The sequence below is a fragment of the Peptacetobacter hiranonis genome (genome assembly GCF_008151785.1).
Lineage (GTDB): Bacteria > Bacillota > Clostridia > Peptostreptococcales > Peptostreptococcaceae > Peptacetobacter > Peptacetobacter hiranonis.
Genome location: NZ_CP036523.1, coordinates 2400007 through 2423175, shown reverse-complemented (window position 1 = coordinate 2423175; position 23169 = coordinate 2400007). Strand labels below are relative to the sequence as shown.

Here is a 23169-nt window from a genome sequence, read left to right as displayed (position 1 = left end):
TGAAAATGAGAAAAAGAGTAATAATTGTAGGAATTAATATAAATAACAAAAATAATTTTGAGGAATCTATAATAGAACTTAAGAATTTATGTATAGCCTGTGATATGGAAGTAGTTGGAAAAGTGGAGCAAAATTTAAAGAAGATAAATCCAACATTCTATATGGGTAGTGGTAAAATTGAAGAATTACAAGATTTAATCGAAAAAACGAACGCTGAAATAATAGTATTTAATAACGAACTATCTGCATCACAGATAAAAAATATTGAAGAAGAAGTAAAAGGAGATTATGAATGAAAGCTAAAAGTAATAATTATAGAGGAAAAGTTGATATTAGTGTATCGCAAAATTTTATTACTAGTAAAAATACTATATATAAATTAATAAAAAAAACAAATATATCCAAAAATGATTTTGTTATTGAAATTGGACCAGGAAAAGGTCATATAACAGAAGCTTTATGTGAAAAAAGTTATTGGGTTACAGCTATAGAACTAGATAGAAGTTTATATGGAAATTTAATAAATAAATTTAAAAGTAAAAATAATGTTACTCTTATTAATAAAGATTTTTTAAATTGGAAATTACCTAAAAAAAGAGAATATAAGGTATTTTCTAATATTCCTTTTTATATAACAACAAAGATTATTAAGAAATTATTATTAGAAGAGTTAAATTCACCAACTGATATGTGGCTAGTTATGGAGAAAGGTTCCGCAAAAAGATTTATGGGAATACCTAGAGAGAGTAAATTATCATTACTTTTAAAAACTAAATTTGATATTAAGATAGTGCACTATTTTAATAGAGAAGACTTCCATCCCATGCCTAGTGTAGATTGCGTCTTAGTATATTTTAAAAGAAAATATAAATATGATATATCTAAAGATGAATGGAATGAATATACAAGTTTTATATCTAAGTCTATTAATAACTTAAGAGATGTATTTACAAAAAATCAAATTCATGCAGTAATTAAATACCTAGGTATAAATCTTAATAATATTAGTGAAGTTTCTTATAATGATTGGATACAGTTATTTAGATATAAACAAAAGATAGATTAGTAATAGTAGATTTAAATTAGGAGGTGTTAAAATGATTATGAATGGTGGAATAGCGTCAATAAGATTAAGAGGATAAGTCACGGGTTGTGGCTATTATCTTAATTTAATAAAGAGTCATAATCCCGTGATATTTAAAGTTAATATTTAAATATAAAATTACAGGAGATTATGAAGATGATAAAAAAAGGAATAATTGTAGGAATTAATATAAATAATAAAAATAATTTTGATGAATCTATGGAAGAATTAAAAAATTTATGCTTAGCTTGCAAAATAGAAACTGTTGGTCAAATTAAGCAGAATTCAAAGAAAGTTAACTCTACTTTTTATATGGGTAGTGGGAAGATAGATGAATTAAAAAATTTAGTAGAAGAAAACAATGCAGATATAGTTATATTTAATAATGAATTATCAGCGTCACAAGTTAAAAATATTGAAGAAGAAATAAATTGTAATGTCATAGATAGAACTGCGTTAATATTAGATATCTTTGCAAATAGAGCAAAAACAAGAGAATCTAAATTACAAGTAGAGGTTGCGAAGCTCCAATATGAATTACCAAGATTAGTTGGTTCAAATGAAGATTTAGGTCGTCAAAGTGGTGGAGTAGGGACTAAAAACAGAGGCGCAGGAGAAACAAAATTAGAATTAGACCGTAGAAGAATAGAAGATAAAATTGCTAATTTAAATAAAGAGCTTGAAGTATTAAAAAATCAAAGAGAAGTACAAAAAAGTAAAAGGAAAAAATCTAATATTCCTAATGTAGCTTTAGTAGGATATACAAATGCTGGTAAGTCATCTGTTATGAATGCTTTAGTAGAGAAGTTTATAAATGATGAAGATAAAAAAGTATTTGAAAAAAATATGCTATTTGCAACTTTAGAAACTTATGTTAGAAATATAAAATTAGATAATAATAAATCTTTTTTATTATCAGATACAGTGGGATTTGTTGGGGATTTACCTCATAGTTTAGTAAAAGCTTTTAGGTCTACTCTAGAAGAAGTTTGTGATGCGGACTTATTACTTCATGTGATTGATATATCTAATCCTAATTATGAAAATCATATAAATGTAACAAATGAAACATTAAATCAAATAGGGGCGGATAATATTCCTGTGATTTATGTATATAATAAAGTTGATTTAATGGAATTAGATACATTCAATATAGAAGGGATGCTGGTTTCAGCTAAAAAATATATAGGTATAGAAGAATTATTGGAATCTATATGTAAAAATATATTTATGGATTATATAAAATGTAAGGTTATGGTTCCTTATAAAGATGGTAAAATGACATCTTATATAATTGATAGTTCAACTGTTCTAGAAACTGAATATACTAATGAAGGAACTTTATTTAGTATAGAATGTAGTAAAGAGGATTATGTTAAATACCAGTCATATATAATCTAGAGTGATTCTAGGTATCTATATAAACAATGCATAAATGAAAGAGGATGTCGCATACCAATTGAAAATTGTTCATGTGATAGCCTCTTTTATATTTGATAAGTAATTAGAAATGATTTTATTGTATGTGTTTATTGCAACAATAAAGTAAATAACTACAAATGATGCTAAAGACATTAAAATAGGATAAATAAATACTTCCAAAACCAATTAAGCTAGAGATAAATATACTTGTAAGAATGACTTTGTCTTTGTACGACTACGATGGGGAAAATGTGTATTAAAGAAATAACAAAAATACTTTAAATGAAATGTGTAAATTAAGTTAATGCTATAATATAATAAAGTGAACAATATTAATCTATTGCGAAATAATTTATATAAAAACAGCTAGAGAATGGAGTTCTAATATGTCTAGCTGTTTTTATTATTTATTTATCACACAATTATCTAACAGAGCCAAATATTTAATTAATTTTATAGAAATAAAGGATATATTTAAGTTTTGTAGTATAATTATATTATAGAAATAATTATATATTAAAAAATTTGAAAATCAAAAAGTAGGATTAATATGGAAATATTTGGAATAGGGACAGATATAATAGAAATAAGCAGAATAAAGAAAAGTCTTGAAAGTGATGGATTTTTAAGAAGAATTTTTACTGATAATGAAATAGAATACTTTGAAAGTAGGGGAATGAAGCGGGAAAGTGTAGCTGCTACATTTTCAGCAAAAGAAGCGATAAGTAAGGCAGTTGGTACAGGTATAAGAGGATTCAACTTCAACGATATAGAGGTGTTGAGGGATGAAAAAGGTAGACCTTATGTAATTGCACATGGAAATTTTAAAAAGCTCTGTTCAGATAATAATATCTGTGAAATAAAAGTGTCACTATCACATTGCAGAGAATATGCTGTTGCGAATGCTATGGCTATAACAAGGAGTGAATAAGTATGATGAATGATTTAAAAGCGAAAGAAATAATGACAGTTGATGTTAAGACAGTAAAAAAAGACGATACAGTATCTGATGTAGCAAAAATGCTTATTCAGGATAAGATAGGTGGGCTTCCTGTTGTCGATGAAGATAATAAAGTTATAGGCATAATTTCCGAGACAGATATACTTAAAAAGGAAAAATATATAGAACCACCTCGGGTAATAAATTTCCTACAGGGATTAATATTCCTTGATGATATGAAAAATCTTGAAAAGGATTTAAAGAGAATTGCTGCATATAAAGTTGAAGATCTTATGACAGAAGATATAGTTACTGTTCATGAAGATGATAAGTTTGATGATGTGGCAAATGTTATGATTAAGAAGTCTATAAATAGAGTTCCAGTTGTAGATGATGATGGAAAGATTAAGGGAATTATTTGTAGATACGATATAATAAAATCTCTTTACGGAGATAAATAATGTATGAAAAAATGCTGTTGCAGAATTTGCAACAGCTATTTTTTTATTAGAAATTTAAAAAATTTTTTTCGGTTATAATAAAATCCATCTTTTTATCGTGTTCCTCTGGAAAAACATCATCTACAAGTTGAAAATCAAAACACACTCCAACTCTTATTGCATCTGTATTCTCTAAAAATCTATCATAATATCCACCACCGTATCCAGTCCTATATCCATTCTTGTCAAAGGCAGAACCAGGAACTACGACAACATCTAAAAGAGAAGGATCAATTATCGGAGCATCTACATTTGGTTCTAAAATCCCATAAGCTCCAGGAACTAAATCATCCAACGAAAAAATCCTTTTAGGGATAAGTTTCTTTTCTTCCTTTAAAGTAACAGGAAGATATACTTCCTTACCTAAATCCAAAAGATCTGAAGTAATCTCTCTTGTTGCGACCTCATTTCTAAAATCTACATATAGCATAAATCTTGAAGAAGTTTGTATTTTTTCAATAGATAAAAACTGTTTAAAAATATCATTGGACATTGAAAGAACAGAGCTTTTATCTAGAGAATTTCTAAAAGATAGAACAGCTTTTCTTAAAGAATTTTTTGTTTTTGCAGTTTTTATTGAATTAATTAAATCTAAAGAAGAAATAATATTCACATCCTTTCTAAAATAAAAATATTTCATAAAAAATTCTATAATATATGGTAAAATTAATTTATTGTATATTGACTATTTAATAAAAAATCTACTTAAAAAATAATATAGATAACAACGTCGATATTGTCAATAATAGTGGCAGTTGGTAAAAAATAGTACTATACACGCAGAGAAATTATATGAAAATTTAATTGAAGGGGATGTTAAGGGTTGAAGTCTAAATTTAATAAAAAGACTATAATAACTGTAATTTTAACTGTTATTATTACAGTAGCAGCTACACTTGTTGGGGAAGTTGGATTAGGGCTAGTAGCTGTAATTCCAAAGAGTGATTATAACAAATATCAAAAGTTTAATAAACTTATAGCTATGGAAGAGATGATAAAGAAAACATACTACAAGGATGTTAAGGAGCAAGACCTTATAGATGGAGCTATGAAAGGTTTATTTATGGGAACTGGCGACCTTTATTCTGGATATTTTACAGAAGAAGAAATGCAAAGTGTTATGGATTCTTCTACAGGAAGTTTTGTAGGTATAGGTGTAACTATACTATCTAACCCAGAAAATGGAGTTGTAACAATAGCTAAAGCTTGGGAAACAGGTCCTGCATACAAAGCTGGAATAAGAGCAGGAGATATACTTTATAAAGTAGATAACCTTAATGTAACTTACGATACTGTAGACAAAGCTGTGTCTATAATGAAGGGTGAAAAGGACACCTATGTGAATGTATCTGTTAAGAGAGATGGACAGATAAAAACATTTAAGATAAAAAGAGCAGAAGTTTCTGAACCAAGCGTAAGTGGAAAAATGCTTGAAAATAAAATAGGATACATAGAATTATCTACATTTGTAGAAAAAACTCCAGAAGACTTCAATAAAGAATTAAATAAACTTAAAAAGCAGCATATGAAAGCATTAATTATCGATTTAAGAGATAATGGTGGTGGATTAGTTGATAAATGCTGTGAAGTTGCTGATACTCTAATAGGTGAAGGAACAATAGTATATACTCAGGATAGAGATGGAAATAAAGAAACTCAGAAATCTGATGCTAAAAAATTAGGATTACCAATCGTATTATTGACTAATGGAAATACAGCATCATCAGCAGAAATTTTAACCGGTGCAATATTAGGAAATAAAGCAGGTATATCTGTAGGAACAAAAACATTTGGAAAAGGTATAGTACAGTCTGTTATAAGTTTAAAAGATGGTTCGGGATATAAATTAACTACTGAGCAGTACTTTACTCCAGACGGAAAAACTATACATAAAAAAGGTATAAAACCTACAATAGAAGAAAAAGATACAGAAAAACAGCTTCAGAGAGCTATTGATTACATAGAAAATGGAAAATAAAAAAATCATTGTAAAAAATAAATTTTAAAATGATTGAGAAAATAGAAGGTTATTTCTCAAATATATAGAATATCAACTATATAGGGATAAAATGCGATGCAGAATGATTTATTCTGAAAAAATAATGAGAAAGTATCCCAAATTATTAATCTAAGTTGAAATGGGAAGTGATCTTATGAAAGAGTCTGAGAATAAGATTGTGTATTTCGAGGATTATAAAAAGAAACAAAATAAAAATAGCTCTGAGGTAGATAGGAAAGAGTTACTAGAGCTTTTAAAAAAGTATATAGCTACTAAATAAAAAAAGAACTGTCGGCATATTAATGCGTGGCAGTTCTTTGATTTATTGGGTATAATAAGTATATATCAATAAAGATATATTATTAATAAAAATATATAGAATAATTATTTTAGAGGTGGAGAAAATGAATTTACTGAGCAGTATTTCAAGGAATATTTATCCTCTTAATAAGAGGAGTATGGATGCAGCCCAGGATAGATGGAATAATCTTATTCATCCAAAAGGAAGTCTAGGAAGGGTTGAGGACATTTGTGTACAGATGGCAGGTATATATGAAACAGAAAAATTTGATATACCTAAAAAAGCAATAATAGCTTTTGGTGCAGACCACGGTGTATATGAAGAAGGTGTTGCACCTAATTCACAGGAAATTACAAAGATACAGTTCCCTAACTTTGCAAAAGGACTATGCGGAGTAGGTGCGCTTTCTAGATATGCAGGAGCTGATATGGTTGCTGTAGATGTTGGAATTAATTGTGATGAGCCACTTGAAGGGGTAATAGATAGAAAGATTAGAAAAGGAACATCTAATATGGCAAAAGGACCAGCCATGACTAGAGAAGAAGCTGTAAAGTCTATAGAAATAGGTATAGAAATAGCTGAGGAGTGTATAGTTAAAGATTATAGAATAATTGGAATTGGAGAGATGGGAATAGCAAACACTACTCCAAGTACAGCGATAATTTCTGTAATGACAGGCAAACTTCCAGAAGAAATAACAGGAAGTGGATCAGGATTATCTCGGGACAAAATAAAACATAAGGCACAGGTTATAGGAAAATCTATAGAATTAAACAACCCTAACCCTACAGATGGTATAGAAGTGCTTGAAAAAATAGGTGGATTTGAAATAGGGGCTATGACTGGTGTAATAATGGGATGCGCTGCAAATAGAATTCCAGTAGTTATAGATGGATATATATCTTATGCAGCTGCACTTATAGCATATAAAATAAATCCAGGCACTAGAGATTATCTAATAGCTTCTCATAAATCAGATGAGCCAGGAAGTGATGCAGCACTTGAACTTTTAAAACTTAATCCTATATTAAATATGAATATGAGATTAGGTGAAGGAAGTGGAGCAGCACTTGCATTTAATGTAATAGATGCGTCTGTATTTGCATATAATAATATGGCTACTTTTGAGGAAGTAGGGATGAAAATTTAGATGAGTAATATAGTTTTTGTAACAGGTGGGGCAAAATCTGGCAAAAGTGCTTTTGCAGAATCTTTATGTATTGAAAGAAATGATAAAACTGGATATATAGCTACATCGATTCCATTTGACGATGAGATGAAAGAAAAGGTAAGACTGCATAAAGAGAGAAGACCATCTAATTGGACAACCTACGAAATTTACGAGGATGTATTTAAGATAATAGAGAATGTATCAAAAGAATGTGATACAGTTATGCTTGATTGCATAACGCTTATGGTAAATAATTTAATGTTCAAATATGATATGAATCCACAAGATCTTTCAAATGAAGAATTAGAAAAGATGGATGAGTATATATTCAACCAGTTTGAAAAGCTAATTGAAGAAATACGAAATACAGACCTATACTTTGTATTTGTAACTAATGAAATTGGAATGGGTGTAGTTCCAGCCAATAAACTTAGCAGAATATACGCAAATACTGCAGGAAAAATTAACCAATATGTAGCATCGCACAGTGATGATGTGTATTTAGTAATTAGTGGAATCCCTGTTAAGATAAAGTAAAGGTTGAGATGTTAGACTTATTCACAAACGAAATTTGAAAGGTTGGGATAAAGATGAAAAGATTTTTAGGGACTTTAGGGTTCTTGACCAGAATACCTGTTAAAACTGGTGGAGAATTCGATGAAGAATTCCACAAAGGGATGTATTATTTTCCACTAGTTGGATTTATAATAGGGATAATAACTTATCTTGTAAGTCTTCTAGTTGGAATAATGTTTCCAAGTGATGCCCTTGTAATAGCTATAATAGCTGTATTTACAGAGGTGTTCCTAACAGGAGGACTTCATATAGATGGGCTTGGAGATACAGCAGATGCATTTTTCAGCAATAGAGATAAGGATAGAATGTTAGAAATAATGAAGGATTCTAGACTTGGAACAAACTCTCTACTTGCAATTATGTTTACAATACTTATAAAAATAGGTGTTATCGTTACATTCTTAAACCGGGGAATGTCTTATATGATAGCGATAATGCCAATGATTTCAAGATTAGTTGTCATTCTACTTGCTAGAAAGACTGAAAGCCCTAGAGAAAACGGAATGGGAAATGTGTTTATTGGAAAAGCTACAATGCCAATGATTATAGTTGGTTTAGTATACACTTTAATTCTATCAGCAGGATTTTTATATATAATAAATGGAATGAGTGTAGCTGGTATGTATGCACCTATGGGATGTATATGTATAGGTATAGTTGTTGCAGCTATTGCAATGCTTCTAATTAAGAGAAGTTCTAATAGGAAGATAGGTGGAATAACTGGCGATGTACTAGGATGCGGAATAGAAGTAGCAGAAGTTGTATTTATACTAGTTGTGTATTTTACAGCAGTACTTCTTTTCTAAAGATATAAATTGATAAGTAAAAGCAAGATAATAACTACTGTTTGCGCCACAGTTCCGACGCCTAGTTATAACCACAAATTGGTTGGCGTCTCCAAGTGTTGCAAACTAGTAGTTATTATACTTGCTTTTTTTATTATTATATCTAGAAAATTAGTACTATTGTAAATTTGGCTAAATGTATTATTATAATAAAATAAATGAAAATGATGGGTTGTTATGAAAGGTGAGCTATGAAGAGATTGGTTTTTATTAGGCACGCATCTACTGTAGCCAACGAGAATGGATTACTTTGTGGAAGCATGGAAACGGATATAAGTGAAAAAGGTAAGTTAGAAATAGATTACCTAAAAAATAAAATAGAAAAATTAAAACAAGAAGGTAATTGGAAATTTTCAAAAGTATATGTTTCAAATTCCAAGAGAACAGAAGAAACAGTTAAAGATATAGCCGATATAGAGAATTTAGAGATTATAAAAATTAAGGATCTTGGAGAAATAGATTTTGGTGATTTTGAAGGAAAAACTTTTGAATGGATAAAAAATGAGTATCCAAAAGAGTACGACAAGATTTGCAGAGAAGGGTTTGAGTATAGATATCCAAATGGAGAAAATGCAATTGAAGCATATGAAAAGAATAAAAGAGCTATAGAGTATATTTTAGAAGATATGGAAGATGATAGCACAGATATAATTTGTGCACATGGTGGAAGTATCAGAAATATACTTTCTTATATGCTTTGTGGGAAGTTGGAAAATCATTGGAACTTTAAAATAGAAAACGCTAAAATTACTGTTTTAGAATACGATTATGGATTTTCAGTACTTACAAAATTGAATTATTAAATAATAAAAATCAAAAACGTTGTAAAAACAACATAACTAACTTCCTTATTGATGTAAGATAAGAGTACATTCAATACAGAGGAGGAATAGATTATGAATAAAATGTTTTGCTTCCAGTGTCAAGAAACTGCTGGATGTTCAGGATGTACTATAAATGGAGTTTGTGGAAAGAAGGCAGCTACTGCAAATCTTCAGGACTTACTTATATATACAACAAAGGGAATCTCTGAGGTTACTACAAATCTTAGAAAAGAAAATAAGGAAGTTGATGTAGAGGTAAATAGAATTATAAGGGATGTATTATTTACAACGATAACAAATGCAAACTTTGACGACAAAGTTATATTAAATAAGGTTAAATCTATTATGGATATAAAAGAAGAACTTATATCTAAATTAGACGATAGAAGTGTACTTTCAGAGTATGCAGTTTATTATTCAAAAGATGAGGTTGAGCTAAGAGAAAAATCAGAGAATGTCGGAGTTTTAGATACGGAAAACGAAGATATTAGAAGTCTTAGAGAGCTTATAATATATGGATTAAAAGGTATGGCTGCGTATTTAAAACATGCAGGTGTTTTAGGCTTTGAAAATAGTGAAATAGACGCATTTCTACAGAAGGCACTTACAGCTACAACAGATGATAACTTAACTTTACAGGATTTAATAGATTTAACTATGGAAACAGGTAAGTTTGGAGTAGATTCAATGGCACTTCTAGACAATGCCAATACTACATCTTACGGAAATCCTGAGATAACAAAGGTTAATATAGGTGTTAGAAATAATCCAGCGATATTAGTATCTGGACATGATTTAAAAGATATGGAGCAGCTTTTAAAACAGACTGAAGGAACAGGAGTAGATGTTTATACTCATTCAGAAATGTTGCCAGCAAATTATTATCCAAAGTTTAAAAAGTACGATCACTTTGTTGGAAATTATGGAAATGCCTGGTGGAAACAGAAAGAAGAATTTGAATCATTTAATGGTCCAATACTTCTTACAACAAATTGTTTAGTACCGCCGAGTGAAAGTTATAAGGATAGAGTATATACAACTGGTGCAGTAGGCTTTGAAGGATGTAAACATATAGAAGGTGGATACGGAGAAGAAAAAGATTTTAGCGAAATCATAGAACATGCTAAAAGATGTAATTCTCCAAAAGAAATAGAAACTGGGGAAATAGTTGGTGGTTTTGCACATAATCAGGTAATAGCACTTGCAGATAAGATTGTAGATGCTGTTAAATCAGGAGCAATTAAAAAATTCGTTGTTATGGCAGGATGTGACGGAAGACAGAAAGGAAGAAGTTATTACACAGAATTCGCAAAATCTCTACCTGAAGATACTGTGATTTTAACTGCTGGATGTGCTAAGTATAGATACAACAAGCTAAACTTGGGTGATATAGATGGAATACCTAGAGTGCTAGATGCAGGTCAGTGCAACGATTCATATTCTTTAGCAGTTATAGCTATGAAACTACAGGAAGTATTTGGTTTAGATGATATAAATGAACTTCCAATAGTTTATAATATAGCTTGGTATGAACAAAAGGCTGTAATAGTATTACTTTCATTACTATATCTTGGAGTAAAAAATATACACTTAGGACCAACATTACCAGCATTCTTATCAGAAAATACTGCTAAGTTCTTGGTTGAAAACTTTGGAATTGCAGGAATAGGAACAGTTGAAGAAGATATAGAAAAATTAATAAAATAGATATAAAAAGGGAGCAGAATTTTACTGCTCTCTTTTTATATGCAAAGTAAATTTATTTTTCTTATACGATATTAATCCATCTGCTTGCATTTTAGATAATTCTGATGATAGTGCACTTCTTTCTACAGATAAGTAGTCTGCAAGTTGCTGACGATTAAATGGAATTTCAAAAGAATTAGATCCAAACTTTGAGGACATGTAATTTAGATAAGAGAGTACTTTTTCTCTAGTATTCTTTTGAGTGATATGCTCTATTTTTCTAGTGAATGCGATATTTTTCATTGCAAAAACAGAAAGCATATTTTTTATTAATTTATTATGGAAGTTGCAAGATGATGGACATGTAGTCATAACTTTATTCATATTCATAGTCAGAATTACACAATCTGATGAGGCTATAGCGTCTACCATAAGAGGTTCGTTGGTAACACAAGCGTAACTTTCGGCAAATATATCGCTTTTAGTCAGTTCAGACATTATTTTTCTATTTCCCCAAATATCTATGTTTTCTATCCTTACAGATCCAGAGATAATTAGACAAACAAAGTCGATGTACTCTCCTTGATTTAATATATAAGAGCCTTTTTTATATGATTTTTTTGTTGGAGAAAGACATCCAAGCATGGGAAGAATATCTTTTTCATCTATATCTTTGAAGATAATTGAGTTTTTTATAGCATTTATATCAGAGTTAGTTATTGTATTCATAATTTAATTCCTTTCAGAGTATAAAATATTTATAGAGCGTTGTAAAAACAACATAACTATTTAATTGATTCTATTATAATATACCCATAAAAAGAAATAAGTAAATTAAAAAACAATATAAAAATTTGGAGGGATAAATATGATAAGAAGAATAATAAATATAAACGAAGAAAAATGTAATGGATGTGGTCTTTGTGCAGATGCATGTCATGAGGGAGCAATTGGAATGATTGACGGTAAGGCAAAACTTTTAAGAGATGATTATTGTGACGGTTTAGGTGATTGTCTGCCAGTTTGCCCAACGGGAGCGATAAGTTTTGAAGAAAGAGAAGCAGCTGCATACGACGAGGTAGCGGTTAAAAAGAGAATGGAAGAGATGAAAAAACAGAAAGAAAAATTACCTTGTGGATGTCCTGGAAGTCAGAGTAGAGAAATAAAAAGAGAAAATAACGCACATAAGATAGAGCTTGGTGTAAAAAAAGAGATGCTAAGAGAAGCAGTTAGTTGCTTATCTCAGTGGCCAGTACAGATAAAATTAGCACCAATAAATGCACCGTATTTCAATGGAGCAAAATTGCTTATAGCAGCTGATTGTACAGCTTATGCCTATGCAAAATTCCACGAAGATTTTATAAAAGGGCACGTTACATTAATAGGATGTCCTAAGTTAGATGAGGGGGATTATTCAGAAAAACTTACTGAGATAATAAAGAACAACGATATAAAAAGTGTAAAAATAGTTAAGATGGAAGTTCCTTGTTGTAAAGGAATAGAAAGAGCAGCTGTTACAGCGATGAAAAACAGTGGAAAATTTATTCCATGGCAGGTTGTAACTATAAGCACAGATGGATTTATAGTAGAGTAGTTAAAAAAAATAAATAAATTTGTATAGCTAGAAGAGAAAGTAATAAGAGTTTTTCAAACTCTACGGAGCGTTTATTGAATTATGTTTATTTTCCTATTAATATATTTGTAGGAGGAAGAGATATGGATGCAGAAAAAATTGGAAAAGTTATAAAAGATTGTAGAAAAGAAAAAGGTATGACTCAAAAGGAACTTGCAGAAAAACTTATGATAAGCGACAAGACTATTTCAAAATGGGAGAGAGGAGTTTCCCAAACAAAAGGATATTAAGAAATAACCTGTGTTTACCTGCTTGCAAAAACATAATATTCCAATTAGGGAGAGATACTACGAGATTATCATAGTATCTCTTTTTGATACCAAACCCTATTACACATAAAATATTGATTTAAAGCTATTATATAGAGAATTAAATTATTTTGATTTGTTTGAATGGAACATTCGATATTCTGTTGGCAAAACATCATAATATCCCTTAAAAGTTTTAGAAAATTTACTTTGGCTTTTGTAACCTACTTGAGTATATGAAAAAAAGTCTGTAAATTTAATCGCCTTCTATGGTAATATCAAATTAATCATAGGAGGCGATTTTTTATGGGCAGAAAGAAAAGAGAACCATTAAATCCAGAAAAGAAAAATATAATAGCGGAGCTAATTAAAACATATGAAATTAAAACCGCTCAAGACATTCAGGATGCACTTAAAGATCTTTTAGGTGATACTATTCAAGAGATGCTTGAATCTGAAATGAATGAGCATCTTGGATATGAAAAATATGAACGTGGTGAAAATACCAATTCAAGAAATGGATATAAAACAAAAAGAGTTAGATCTGGAATGGGAGAATACGAAATTGATGTTCCTCAAGATAGAGATTCCTCTTTTGAACCTCAAATTGTCAAAAAAAGACAAAAGGATGTTTCTGAAATAGAGCAAAAAATAATAAATATGTATGCTTTAGGCATGAGTAATAGAGATATAACTTCTCAAATAGAGGATATTTATGGATTTGAACTATCTGAAGGAATGATTTCAGATGTAACTGATAAAATAATACCTAAAATCGAAGAATGGAAATATAGACCTCTTGAAAGTGTATATCCTGTTGTATATATAGATGCTATCCATTTCTCTGTTAAAGAAAATGGTTCTGTTAAGAAAAAAGCTGTCTATGTAATTCTTGGTATAAGTTCCGAAGGATACAAAGAAATTCTAGGATTGTATATTGGAGATACTGAAAGCTCTAAGTATTGGTTTTCTGTGCTAAATGAATTAAAAAATAGAGGTGTAAGAGATATTTTAATCGTTTGTGCTGATGGACTATCAGGAATAAAAGAAGCGATAAGCTCCGCTTTTCCAAATACTGAATATCAAAGATGTATTGTTCATCAAGTTAGAAATACATTAAAATATGTATCATACAAAGATAGAAAGGAATTTGCTAATGATTTAAAAACAATATATCATGCCATTAATGAAGAACAGGCTCTAGCTAATTTAGAACGTACTTCAGAAAAATGGAATGAAAAATATCCAAATTCTATGAAATCTTGGTTTAGTAACTGGGATTCAATTATACCGATATTTAAATTTTCACCAGAAACTAGAAAGGTAATTTATACTACAAATGCCATTGAAAGTGTAAATTCGCAGCTTAGAAAAATAAATAAAAAAAGAACTGTTTTTCCAAACAAGATTTCCTTAGAAAAATCACTATATCTATCAGTTGAAAAAATAAGCAAAAAATGGAGTATGCCTATTAGAAACTGGGGATATATTTATGGAGAACTTTCAATAATGTATGAAGATAGATTGTAATAATTAAAAAAGTCAAGAAAGCCGGCTTTTTTAGCTGGTTTTCTTGACTTGCAACAAAATAAATAATATTATGTTTTAAAGGGCGTTAGCCATTTATTCATAAATTATTTTAAGTCTATTATACTACCTAACGGTAGTTTAAGCCATAGAGGGCTTATTTACAGAAAAAATTTTATATACCCACCTACTTCTTTTGCAATTTCCTTTATACTTTTTGGTGTCTCTATTAGCAAACGGGTTGCCATTTTCATTCGGTGTTCTTTTATATGTGAGGCAATAGAAGTACCGTATACAGCTTTAAAGACGGACTTTAATGTAGTAGGATTGATAAGATACTTGCGTGCCATTTCATCTATTGTTATACGTTGGCTTATATTATCCAACAGGTATTTGTGTATACTACGAACAAGTTCAACTTGTTCAGATTGATATTCAGACAATCGGTTTTCTGTATCGAAGGATAATTTACTTAGATACAGTAAGAGTTCTATCACTTTTATTCGCCAATACGCAAGTTGAAATTCTTTTGGCTGATGATAGAATGATGAAAAGATAGCGTCTGTTTCTTCATTACCAATAAAAGCTGAAAAATTTCCATCTTTACAAAATTTATCAAGTATACTATTTCCTGTAATCCCAGTATTTTTTAATAATTCTGGCGGTTCTTCTGAAAGGGTATTTAAGTCAATATAAATGGTAATCCCCTCATAGTATTCATTAGGTAAAGTTATTGTAGAGTTAGAACAATATTCCATTGTATGTAATGAAAAATCATGTTCCCCTAAGTAAACGCTATTTCCATTAGACATTTTCCACCCAATTCTTCCCTTATGGCAGTAATTGATTTCTAAAATATGTCTTAATGGCTCATGCGTATCAGTATGTTTGTTGCCAGTTAATGACATAAAAGCAAGTTTTATACCTTTGTATAAATCATAACTAACTATATGATATTTATTAGAAAGTTCTTGAATACTTTTTTCTAATGGTGCGATTTTGTTGCTCATAATATTATTTACTCCTTATGTTCAGGGCAGGTAATCATCAAAATTTTTTCAATCATTTTATGTAACAATACACTCTGCTCTGTATTTGCTGACTTATAGTAAACCTCTTTCCCTACACGTCTGCTAGATACTAAATCTTTGTTTCGTAACTCTCTAAGATGATGGGATATGGCAGGACTTGTCATTTTCATCATTGCAGATAGATTTAGAACACATTCCTCACAATGACATAAAAGCCAAAATAAACGAATACGTGTAGGATCACTTAATTGTTTAAATAATTCTGAAACTATTTGAAAGTGTTGAATATCATTAAGTTGTTCTAATAACTCAGTATTATCTATTTCGTTATGATGATTATGTGGTAACTTCATATAAGACATATACAATCTTCCTTTCATTTTGCTCTGTTTAGAAATGTGTTTCGCCCATTTAGTAGGTAATCACATATCTCTGTTGACTTTAGGTTATGAGAGAATTATACTACAGTCATAACAATTAAACAAGTGCTTAATTGTTGAATGGAAGTTTAAATAACAATCACGAAAGGAGATATTTATCATGAAAAAAACTTACAAAATCGAAGTTGACTGTGCAAACTGTGCAAATCTTATGGAGGATGCAGCAAAAAAGACAGCTGGAGTAGCAAATGCAACTGTAAACTTTATGACACAAAAAATGATTGTAGAGTTTGAAGATGGAAAAGAACCAAAAGCAGTTATGAATGATGTTTTAAAGGCTTGCAAAAAGGTAGAGCCAGATTGTGAGATTGAACTTTAGAAAAAACGCACCCCTAAATACAAAAGGGGTGCAAATTTAAAAATATTATATGAATAATTAAACATATATAAAATAAATAGGAGGAATGGACTGTGAATAAGAAGCAGAAAAAAATGTTGACAAGAATTATTATTGCGGCAGTTATGATTATTGCTTTGAATTTGATACAGGTAACAGGAATTGTGCAACTATTACTTTACTTGGCAACATATTTAATAATCGGCTATGATATTTTAAAGAAAGCAGGCAAAGGAATTATAAACCGACAAGTTTTTGATGAAAACTTTTTAATAGCAGTGGCAACAGTGGGAGCTTTTGCACTAGCAATTTACTCTGGAAGTGGAGATTACAATGAAGCAATCGCTGTTATGTTATTCTATCAAATTGGAGAATTATTCCAGAGTTACGCAGTAGGAAAAAGCCGTAAAAATATTAGTGCGTTGATGGATATTCGACCAGATTATGCAAATGTAGAAAGAAATGGAAAACTAGAAAAAGTAGACCCTGACGAAGTCGGTATAGAAAGTATAATTGTCGTTCAGCCTGGAGAAAAAGTTCCATTAGATGGTATTGTAATAGAGGGTTCATCTAGCCTTAATACAAGTGCATTAACAGGTGAAAGTTTACCTCGTGATGTAAAACAAGGCGATGAAATTATCAGTGGTTGTATCAATATGACAGGGGTTTTAAAAATTCAGACAACAAAAGAATTTGGCGAATCAACAGTTTCAAAAATTTTAGAGCTTGTAGAAAATTCAAGTTCAAGAAAATCTAAATCAGAGAACTTTATTTCTAAATTTGCAAGAGTATATACCCCAGCAGTATGTTATGGTGCATTAGCGTTGGCGTTATTGCCACCATTAGTACAAATGTTGTTCTTAGGTCAAACAGCACAATGGGGAGTATGGATTTACAGAGCCCTTACTTTCCTTGTAATTAGTTGTCCATGTGCATTGGTTATCAGTATACCGCTTAGTTTTTTTGCAGGTATCGGTGGTGCAAGTAAAGAAGGGGTGTTGATTAAAGGTTCTAATTATATGGAAACTTTATCACAAGCAAAATATGTAGTATTTGACAAAACAGGAACTTTGACACAAGGAGTATTTGAAGTAAGTGCTGTTCATCACAATGAGATGGAAGAAAAGAAACTTTTGGAATATGCTGCTTTAGCAGAATGTGCGTCTTCTCATCCAATCAGTAAGAGCTTGCAAAAAGCCTATGGGAAAGAGATAGACCGTAGCAGAGTTTCTGATATAAAGGAAATCAGTGGACATGGAATTATTGCAAAAGTAGATGGTCATGAGGTAGCTGCTGGAAACAGCAAACTTATGAAACAAATAGGTGTGGAGTATTATGATTGTCATAGAGTTGGAACAATCATTCACATGGCAATCAATGGTGAATATGCTGGACATATCGTAATTTCCGATATTTTAAAGCCACATTCAAAAGAAGTGATTGCAGAATTGAAAAAAGCTGGTGTAGAAAAAACAGTAATGCTTACAGGAGACGCTAAACGTGTTGCAGACCAAGTGGCTCAATCGCTTGGAATTGATGAAGTATATAGCGAATTACTTCCAGCAGATAAAGTGTCAAAAGTTGAAGAACTACTTTCTGTAAAAGCAGAGAAAGATAAACTTGCCTTTGTTGGAGACGGAATTAATGACGCACCTGTATTGACTCGTGCAGATATTGGTATTGCAATGGGAGCGATGGGTTCTGATGCGGCGATTGAAGCTGCTGATGTCGTTCTTATGGATGATGACCCACTAAAAATTTCTAAAGCAATCAAGATTTCGAGAAAATGCCTTAGAATTGTATATCAGAATATCATCTTTGCATTGGTTATCAAATTTGCATGTCTTGGACTAGGTGCAATAGGTATTGCAAATATGTGGTTTGCTATTTTCGCAGATGTTGGTGTCATGATTATTGCAATATTAAATGCTATTAGAGCATTAAGAGTGCATAATTTATAATTTAGATGAAAATGCAAAAACTTATTATAGAAGATTGCTTGCAATTGGTGGAATTTTTCAAAACGCTGGGAGATTTTACAAGATTAAGGATAGTGCTTGAATTAAAAACAAAAAGATGTGTTGGAGAATTAGCGGAAGAATTAGAGATGTCTCATTCAGCAGTCTCCCACCAATTAAATATATTAAAAGCTAATGGTATAGTAAAAAGTCAAAGACAAGGAAAATACATTTACTATATAGTGCAAGATGAATATGTACAAAATGCTATCGAAAGGTGCAAAACTTTGTTTGATAAGGAGTATTGTTTGTAATATTTAAGATTAAACAAGATGGATATAAGAAATGAATAGAAAGACGGAGTGATCCAGACACGGCGGTGGGAAAATCTCTTAGATTTTTCCGCCGTTTTTAGTGGCTGGTTCACTTCGGCAGTTGAGCGAGCTTGCGAGCGAACATCAAGCCCCCGTTATCTAACAAGGGGGGCAAAAAAACAAGAGACAATATACACTACTAAGCGGAAAACGCTGTATTTACAAGGCAAAACTGCATTTTACATGGTGTGATATAAATTATGCCGTTATCACTTGGAAAAATTGAATAAGGCATAAGAAAGACAGTTGATTTCAAACGAGAAATTGATTGTCTTTTTCTTTTGCAGAAATTTAAGTATAGGCAATTATCAAATATGGTAGTTGCCTTTTTTGATTGGAGGAATTGAAGAATGAATGATAAAAACTTTATTGAAGTATTAAGACAAAAGCGTGAAGAATATGGAGTAACACAAACAAAACTTGCTGTTGCCTGTGGTATCAGTCGTGAGTATTATAACCGCATTGAAAAAGGAAAATTTCCATTGACAGAAGAATTGAAAGAAACATTAGAAAAACAGATTGAGCGTTTCAATCCACAAGAACCGTTGTTTTTGTTGATTGATTATTTTCGTGTCCGCTTTCCTACTACGGACGCATTAAAGATTATTCGTGATGTATTACAACTGAAAGCCGATCATATGCTTTATGAAGATTTTGGGAAGTACGGATATGAAAGCAAATATGTTTTAGGGGACATCAACATCATGTGTTCTATGCAGGATCATTTAGGTGTTTTGTTAGAACTGAAAGGCAGAGGGTGTCGTCAAATGGAAAGTTATCTATTGGCACAGGAACGCTCATGGTATGACTTTATGCTTGATTGTATGACGGCAGGCGGTGTGATGAAACGGCTTGACTTGGCAATCAATGATAAAGCAGGAATATTGGATATTCAAAAGTTAAATGCAAAATATAAAGCTGGCGAATGTATCTCTTACTTACGTATGCAGAAAGATTACAGCGGTACAGAGAAATGTGGTAGTGATACACCAAAGAACACAGGCGAAACCTTATATCTCGGTTCAACAAGTAGCGAATTATATATGTGTGCTTATCAGAAGAATTATGAGCAGTATGTCAAGAATGGCACAGAAGTTGAAGATACAGAAATCAAGAACCGTTTTGAAATACGCATGAAGAATGAACGAGCCTATTATGCAGTTGTAGATTTACTGACCTATCGAGATGCTGAACGCACCGCTTTTTCTATCATCAATCATTATGTCCGCTTTGTAGATAGAGAGGACGATAAACCGAAAAATCAATGGAAAATGAATGATGATTGGGCGTGGTTTGTAGGAGGAAACAGAGAACCTATACGCTTAACTACAAAGCCAGAGCCTTACACTTTACAAAAGGCATTGCATTGGTTACAAAGACAAGTTGCACCAACCATAAAAATGGTACAAGCATTAGACGAAGAAAATCATACAACGATACTGAAAGATATGATTGAGCAGGCAGAACTCAAAGACAAGCATAAACATTTATTACAGTTAGAAAAATCAACCATAGAAGAACGCATAGATACCGCTGTTCCACAAGAGAATGACGGTATTTTTTAATTTCTTTGAAAAATCTGCAACAAAACATCAACTAGCGTACAGATATGGTGCGAGAAAAGGAAATCTAACTTTTTTTCAAAACAACTCATTAAATCGAGTATTGCTGTCCCTATATGGAGTGAAAGAAGAAAAGTTTTGAAAAAATGTCGGAAAATCGAGTTGAGTGGACAGTGTTATGTGAAAAGAAGAAAATCTTTTCATTTTCAACTTAACATTTGGCAGTTGCCGTTCCCTATATGGAGCAAAGAAAATCTTTCATTCCATAGTTGGCAGTAACGGTGTTGCATGGGTAGTTAGGGTGTGAAAAAGAAAATTATTCATCATCAACTTAGCAGAATGACACTTTCTTTCCCTATATGGTGCAGAAAAGACGATTTTCTTCTTTCATGTTCTTTGGCAACTGAATAAAGCAATTCAATACCTTAGACAGACAGCGAGCCGTTGAAACAGATACGCCATGACCTTTCCCCTGCAAAAGCGAGCGACAACCTATCTGTGTTCTTGTAAAAGACTTGTCCTCTTTTATCGCCATGACCTGTGCTGTCAGATAATGATACTCCCGTACAGCCACGGCTTGAGCGTTAAGAGCGTCGCACGCAATGGGTACGGCTACATTGGATAATGCAGAGGTGGAAGTCCTGTGGGCTATGACAAAAGCCGTTGAATTGCTTAGAAACTATTTTTACAGAAAGGGGGTATGTGTTATTGATAATGCTGTAAAAACAATTCAAAAGAAAAATAACAAGTGTGGCATTGGAAACAGAGGAAAGACAAAAATTGTTGTAAAAGAGCATTTTTCTGAAAAGGGAAAGACAATGGAAGAACTTCTGACTGATGTCATGCTGGAAAAAGCAAAGCAGACAATCGCATAAAATCGGTGCAGTTATAAGAAATAGATTGAATGACAAAAAGTACCCGTGTTATACTTTACTTGCAAGCAGGTATTGTAAACACGGGTTAGTTATAAAGGAGGATAACTGACAATGAAACAACAGATTTACAATACTGCACTTTATCTTAGGTTAAGCCGAGATGATGAATTACAGGGCGAAAGTTCCAGCATTACTACACAAAGAAGTATGTTGCGTCTATATGCAAAAGAACATCATTTGAATGTGATTGATGAATATATTGATGACGGCTGGTCGGGGACAAATTTTGACAGACCGAGTTTTCAAAGAATGATTGAGGATATAGAGGCAGGAAAAATCAACTGTGTTGTAACGAAAGACCTTTCTCGTCTTGGCAGAAATTATATTATGACAGGACAATATACAGAATTGTATTTCCCTAGTCATAATGTCCGCTACATAGCGATTGATGACGGTGTAGACAGCGAAAAAGGCGAAAGTGAGATTGCACCATTTAAGAACATCATCAATGAATGGGTGGCAAGAGATACAAGCCGTAAAGTCAAATCAGCATTTAAGACAAAGTTTGCGGAGGGGGCTCATTACGGTGCTTATGCTCCGTTAGGATATAAGAAACACCCTGACATCAAAGGAAAACTGTTGATTGATGATGAAACAAAATGGATTATTGAAAAAATCTTTTCCCTAGCCTATCAAGGTTACGGAAGTGCAAAAATCACAAAGCAGTTAAGAGCAGAAAAAGTTCCGACAGCGTCATGGCTGAATTTTACAAGATACGGTACTTTTGCACATATCTTTGAGGGAAAACCCGAAAGTAAGCGTTATGAGTGGACGATTGCTCATGTCAAGGCGATATTGAAAAGTGAAGTCTATATCGGAAACAGTGTCCACAATATGCAGTCTACGGTATCGTTCAAGAGTAAAAAGAAAGTGCGTAAGCCCGAAAGTGAATGGTTTCGAGTAGAAAACACGCATGAGCCGATTATTGACAAGGAAGTGTTCTATCGTGTGCAGGAGCAGATAAAATCAAGACGCAGACAGACAAAAGAAAAGGCAACGCCGATATTTGCAGGGCTTGTCAAGTGTGCGGATTGTGGCTGGTCTATGAGATTGGGAACGAACAAGGCAAATAAAACGCCATACAGTTATTATGCTTGCAGTTACTACGGGCAGTTTGGCAAAGGGTATTGTTCTATGCACTACATTCGTTATGATGTGCTGTATCAAGCCGTATTGGAACGCTTGCAGTATTGGGCTAAGGCAGTACAGCAGGACGAAGAAAAGGTATTGAACAAGATACAGAAAGTCGGCAATGCAGAGCGAATACGGGAAAAGAAGAAAAAGGCAAGTACATTGAAGAAAGCCGAGAACAGACAAAATGAGATTGACCGTTTATTTGCGAAAATGTATGAAGATAGAGCCTGTGAGAAGATAACAGAGCGAAATTTTGTGATGTTGTCCAGCAAGTACCAAAAAGAACAGATAGAACTGGAACAGCAGATAACAAGCCTAAGAGAAGAACTAAGTAAACTGGAACAGGATATGATAGGTGCTGAAAAGTGGATTGAGTTAATCAAGGAATATTCCGTACCAAAGGAACTGACAGCACCATTATTAAATGCCATGATAGAAAAAATCCTCATACATGAAGCAACAACGAATGAGGATAACGAAAGAATACAGAAAATTGAGATATATTACCGATTTATCGGAAAAGTTGAGTAATCAACAAGAGTAATATTTTTAACTAAGGGAAACCGGACTTGGATGTCCAGATATATCTTTTTTAACAGAGCTTTCAAAAATATTAGGTGTTAATATTGAAAATATATTAAG

At 31.8% G+C, this 23169-nt stretch carries 25 protein-coding genes; 21 read left to right on the top strand and 4 right to left on the bottom strand.

The features are described 5' to 3' along the window. The first annotated feature begins 5 nt into the window (after positions 1–5). From KGNDJEFE_RS11210 to KGNDJEFE_RS11190, 5 genes are all read left to right on the top strand, one after another. Positions 6–296 carry an HflX-like GTP-binding protein gene (locus KGNDJEFE_RS11210; protein ID WP_244949423.1) on the top strand — a complete coding sequence of 97 codons (291 nt, stop codon included), beginning with the start codon at positions 6–8 and terminating at the stop codon, positions 294–296. Beyond that, positions 293–1066: a 23S rRNA (adenine(2058)-N(6))-methyltransferase Erm(Q) gene (locus KGNDJEFE_RS11205; protein WP_007286427.1), complete on the top strand. Its 774-nt coding sequence runs from the start codon at positions 293–295 to the stop codon at positions 1064–1066. The genes KGNDJEFE_RS11210 and KGNDJEFE_RS11205 overlap by 4 nt, the downstream gene beginning before the upstream one ends. Positions 1067–1240: 174 nt before the next feature. After that, positions 1241–2485, top strand: a complete 1245-nt coding sequence (hflX, locus tag KGNDJEFE_RS11200) for a GTPase HflX (RefSeq protein WP_162214182.1) — start codon at positions 1241–1243, stop codon at positions 2483–2485. 571 nt (positions 2486–3056) lie between these two features. Beyond that, the gene (gene acpS, locus KGNDJEFE_RS11195) at positions 3057–3437 is read left to right on the top strand and encodes a holo-ACP synthase (protein ID WP_006441057.1); all 381 of its coding nucleotides are present in this window, start codon (positions 3057–3059) and stop codon (positions 3435–3437) included. Positions 3438–3439: 2 nt separating this feature from the next. Continuing rightward, positions 3440–3907, top strand: coding sequence for a CBS domain-containing protein (locus tag KGNDJEFE_RS11190; protein WP_006441058.1), 468 nt, complete (start codon positions 3440–3442; stop codon positions 3905–3907). A 46-nt stretch (positions 3908–3953) separates the two neighbouring features. On the opposite strand, the gene KGNDJEFE_RS11185 is transcribed toward KGNDJEFE_RS11190, so the two are convergent. Beyond that, positions 3954–4586 (bottom strand): 5-formyltetrahydrofolate cyclo-ligase, encoded by a 633-nt coding sequence (locus tag KGNDJEFE_RS11185; protein ID WP_006441059.1) that lies wholly within the window; start codon positions 4584–4586, stop codon positions 3954–3956. A 183-nt stretch (positions 4587–4769) separates the two neighbouring features. Here KGNDJEFE_RS11185 and KGNDJEFE_RS11180 point away from each other — a divergent pair, with 183 nt between their 5' ends. From KGNDJEFE_RS11180 to hcp, 7 genes are all read left to right on the top strand, one after another. After that, positions 4770–5924, top strand: coding sequence for a S41 family peptidase (locus tag KGNDJEFE_RS11180; protein ID WP_006441060.1), 1155 nt, complete (start codon positions 4770–4772; stop codon positions 5922–5924). Between the two features lie 175 nt (positions 5925–6099). Further along, positions 6100–6225: a hypothetical protein gene (locus KGNDJEFE_RS11950; RefSeq protein WP_259371697.1), complete on the top strand. Its 126-nt coding sequence runs from the start codon at positions 6100–6102 to the stop codon at positions 6223–6225. A gap of 124 nt (positions 6226–6349) precedes the next feature. Next, complete coding sequence (gene cobT / locus KGNDJEFE_RS11175) at positions 6350–7396, top strand: nicotinate-nucleotide--dimethylbenzimidazole phosphoribosyltransferase (RefSeq protein WP_040410725.1); 1047 nt, start codon at positions 6350–6352, stop codon at positions 7394–7396. Further along, positions 7397–7954 carry a bifunctional adenosylcobinamide kinase/adenosylcobinamide-phosphate guanylyltransferase gene (cobU, locus tag KGNDJEFE_RS11170; protein WP_006441063.1) on the top strand — a complete coding sequence of 186 codons (558 nt, stop codon included), beginning with the start codon at positions 7397–7399 and terminating at the stop codon, positions 7952–7954. Between the two features lie 53 nt (positions 7955–8007). Further along, complete coding sequence (cobS, locus tag KGNDJEFE_RS11165) at positions 8008–8799, top strand: adenosylcobinamide-GDP ribazoletransferase (protein WP_006441064.1); 792 nt, start codon at positions 8008–8010, stop codon at positions 8797–8799. A gap of 230 nt (positions 8800–9029) precedes the next feature. Next, entirely contained in the window at positions 9030–9641 is a 612-nt protein-coding gene (locus KGNDJEFE_RS11160; RefSeq protein ID WP_006441065.1) for a histidine phosphatase family protein, read from the top strand. Between the two features lie 93 nt (positions 9642–9734). Next, positions 9735–11369, top strand: a complete 1635-nt coding sequence (gene hcp, locus KGNDJEFE_RS11155; RefSeq protein WP_006441066.1) for a hydroxylamine reductase — start codon at positions 9735–9737, stop codon at positions 11367–11369. A 21-nt stretch (positions 11370–11390) separates the two neighbouring features. Here hcp and KGNDJEFE_RS11150 read toward each other — a convergent pair whose 3' ends face one another. Next, positions 11391–12077: a Crp/Fnr family transcriptional regulator gene (locus tag KGNDJEFE_RS11150; RefSeq protein ID WP_006441067.1), complete on the bottom strand. Its 687-nt coding sequence runs from the start codon at positions 12075–12077 to the stop codon at positions 11391–11393. A 139-nt stretch (positions 12078–12216) separates the two neighbouring features. On the opposite strand from KGNDJEFE_RS11150, the gene KGNDJEFE_RS11145 reads away from it, so the two are divergent. From KGNDJEFE_RS11145 to KGNDJEFE_RS11130, 3 genes are all read left to right on the top strand, one after another. Continuing rightward, the gene (locus tag KGNDJEFE_RS11145; RefSeq protein ID WP_006441068.1) at positions 12217–12942 is read left to right on the top strand and encodes a 4Fe-4S binding protein; all 726 of its coding nucleotides are present in this window, start codon (positions 12217–12219) and stop codon (positions 12940–12942) included. 122 nt (positions 12943–13064) lie between these two features. Next, a complete protein-coding gene (locus KGNDJEFE_RS11140; RefSeq protein WP_148881851.1) occupies positions 13065–13211 on the top strand; it encodes a helix-turn-helix domain-containing protein in 147 nt (48 codons plus the stop codon). 324 nt (positions 13212–13535) lie between these two features. Then, entirely contained in the window at positions 13536–14759 is a 1224-nt protein-coding gene (locus KGNDJEFE_RS11130) for an IS256 family transposase (protein WP_148881764.1), read from the top strand. A 158-nt stretch (positions 14760–14917) separates the two neighbouring features. Here the strand turns inward: KGNDJEFE_RS11130 and KGNDJEFE_RS11125 are convergent, their stop codons facing one another. Beyond that, positions 14918–15766 carry a helix-turn-helix transcriptional regulator gene (locus KGNDJEFE_RS11125; RefSeq protein WP_211350704.1) on the bottom strand — a complete coding sequence of 283 codons (849 nt, stop codon included), beginning with the start codon at positions 15764–15766 and terminating at the stop codon, positions 14918–14920. Positions 15767–15774: 8 nt separating this feature from the next. After that, positions 15775–16149: an ArsR/SmtB family transcription factor gene (locus tag KGNDJEFE_RS11120; protein WP_172583753.1), complete on the bottom strand. Its 375-nt coding sequence runs from the start codon at positions 16147–16149 to the stop codon at positions 15775–15777. A gap of 178 nt (positions 16150–16327) precedes the next feature. On the opposite strand from KGNDJEFE_RS11120, the gene KGNDJEFE_RS11115 reads away from it, so the two are divergent. From KGNDJEFE_RS11115 to KGNDJEFE_RS11085, 6 genes are all read left to right on the top strand, one after another. Beyond that, a complete protein-coding gene (locus tag KGNDJEFE_RS11115; protein ID WP_004799061.1) occupies positions 16328–16546 on the top strand; it encodes a cation transporter in 219 nt (72 codons plus the stop codon). 92 nt (positions 16547–16638) lie between these two features. Next, positions 16639–18525, top strand: a complete 1887-nt coding sequence (locus KGNDJEFE_RS11110; RefSeq protein ID WP_006441071.1) for a heavy metal translocating P-type ATPase — start codon at positions 16639–16641, stop codon at positions 18523–18525. Positions 18526–18536: 11 nt separating this feature from the next. Then, a complete protein-coding gene (locus tag KGNDJEFE_RS11105) occupies positions 18537–18836 on the top strand; it encodes an ArsR/SmtB family transcription factor (RefSeq protein WP_235713692.1) in 300 nt (99 codons plus the stop codon). A gap of 410 nt (positions 18837–19246) precedes the next feature. Then, complete coding sequence (locus tag KGNDJEFE_RS11100) at positions 19247–20461, top strand: replication initiation factor domain-containing protein (protein WP_006441072.1); 1215 nt, start codon at positions 19247–19249, stop codon at positions 20459–20461. 647 nt (positions 20462–21108) lie between these two features. Beyond that, on the top strand, positions 21109–21333 hold the full coding sequence (locus KGNDJEFE_RS11090; RefSeq protein WP_040410734.1) for a hypothetical protein: 225 nt from the start codon (positions 21109–21111) through the stop codon (positions 21331–21333). A gap of 111 nt (positions 21334–21444) precedes the next feature. Beyond that, entirely contained in the window at positions 21445–23058 is a 1614-nt protein-coding gene (locus KGNDJEFE_RS11085) for a recombinase family protein (protein WP_006441075.1), read from the top strand. The last annotated feature ends 111 nt before the right edge of the window (positions 23059–23169 follow it).

Excerpts from the sequence above, each read along its gene's own strand:
- KGNDJEFE_RS11210 (WP_244949423.1), top strand. The coding sequence starts at position 6 with ATGAGAAAAAGAGTAATAATTGTAGGAATTAATATAAATAACAAAAAT.
- KGNDJEFE_RS11205 (WP_007286427.1), top strand. The coding sequence starts at position 293 with ATGAAAGCTAAAAGTAATAATTATAGAGGAAAAGTTGATATTAGTGTA.
- hflX (WP_162214182.1), top strand. The coding sequence starts at position 1,241 with ATGATAAAAAAAGGAATAATTGTAGGAATTAATATAAATAATAAAAAT.
- acpS (WP_006441057.1), top strand. The coding sequence starts at position 3,057 with ATGGAAATATTTGGAATAGGGACAGATATAATAGAAATAAGCAGAATA.
- KGNDJEFE_RS11190 (WP_006441058.1), top strand. The coding sequence starts at position 3,440 with ATGATGAATGATTTAAAAGCGAAAGAAATAATGACAGTTGATGTTAAG.
- KGNDJEFE_RS11185 (WP_006441059.1), bottom strand. The coding sequence starts at position 4,586 with ATGAAATATTTTTATTTTAGAAAGGATGTGAATATTATTTCTTCTTTA.
- KGNDJEFE_RS11950 (WP_259371697.1), top strand. The coding sequence starts at position 6,100 with ATGAAAGAGTCTGAGAATAAGATTGTGTATTTCGAGGATTATAAAAAG.
- cobT (WP_040410725.1), top strand. The coding sequence starts at position 6,350 with ATGAATTTACTGAGCAGTATTTCAAGGAATATTTATCCTCTTAATAAG.
- cobU (WP_006441063.1), top strand. The coding sequence starts at position 7,397 with ATGAGTAATATAGTTTTTGTAACAGGTGGGGCAAAATCTGGCAAAAGT.
- cobS (WP_006441064.1), top strand. The coding sequence starts at position 8,008 with ATGAAAAGATTTTTAGGGACTTTAGGGTTCTTGACCAGAATACCTGTT.
- KGNDJEFE_RS11160 (WP_006441065.1), top strand. The coding sequence starts at position 9,030 with ATGAAGAGATTGGTTTTTATTAGGCACGCATCTACTGTAGCCAACGAG.
- hcp (WP_006441066.1), top strand. The coding sequence starts at position 9,735 with ATGAATAAAATGTTTTGCTTCCAGTGTCAAGAAACTGCTGGATGTTCA.
- KGNDJEFE_RS11150 (WP_006441067.1), bottom strand. The coding sequence starts at position 12,077 with ATGAATACAATAACTAACTCTGATATAAATGCTATAAAAAACTCAATT.
- KGNDJEFE_RS11145 (WP_006441068.1), top strand. The coding sequence starts at position 12,217 with ATGATAAGAAGAATAATAAATATAAACGAAGAAAAATGTAATGGATGT.
- KGNDJEFE_RS11140 (WP_148881851.1), top strand. The coding sequence starts at position 13,065 with ATGGATGCAGAAAAAATTGGAAAAGTTATAAAAGATTGTAGAAAAGAA.
- KGNDJEFE_RS11130 (WP_148881764.1), top strand. The coding sequence starts at position 13,536 with ATGGGCAGAAAGAAAAGAGAACCATTAAATCCAGAAAAGAAAAATATA.
- KGNDJEFE_RS11125 (WP_211350704.1), bottom strand. The coding sequence starts at position 15,766 with ATGAGCAACAAAATCGCACCATTAGAAAAAAGTATTCAAGAACTTTCT.
- KGNDJEFE_RS11120 (WP_172583753.1), bottom strand. The coding sequence starts at position 16,149 with ATGTCTTATATGAAGTTACCACATAATCATCATAACGAAATAGATAAT.
- KGNDJEFE_RS11115 (WP_004799061.1), top strand. The coding sequence starts at position 16,328 with ATGAAAAAAACTTACAAAATCGAAGTTGACTGTGCAAACTGTGCAAAT.
- KGNDJEFE_RS11105 (WP_235713692.1), top strand. The coding sequence starts at position 18,537 with ATGCAAAAACTTATTATAGAAGATTGCTTGCAATTGGTGGAATTTTTC.
- KGNDJEFE_RS11100 (WP_006441072.1), top strand. The coding sequence starts at position 19,247 with ATGAATGATAAAAACTTTATTGAAGTATTAAGACAAAAGCGTGAAGAA.
- KGNDJEFE_RS11090 (WP_040410734.1), top strand. The coding sequence starts at position 21,109 with ATGACAAAAGCCGTTGAATTGCTTAGAAACTATTTTTACAGAAAGGGG.
- KGNDJEFE_RS11085 (WP_006441075.1), top strand. The coding sequence starts at position 21,445 with ATGAAACAACAGATTTACAATACTGCACTTTATCTTAGGTTAAGCCGA.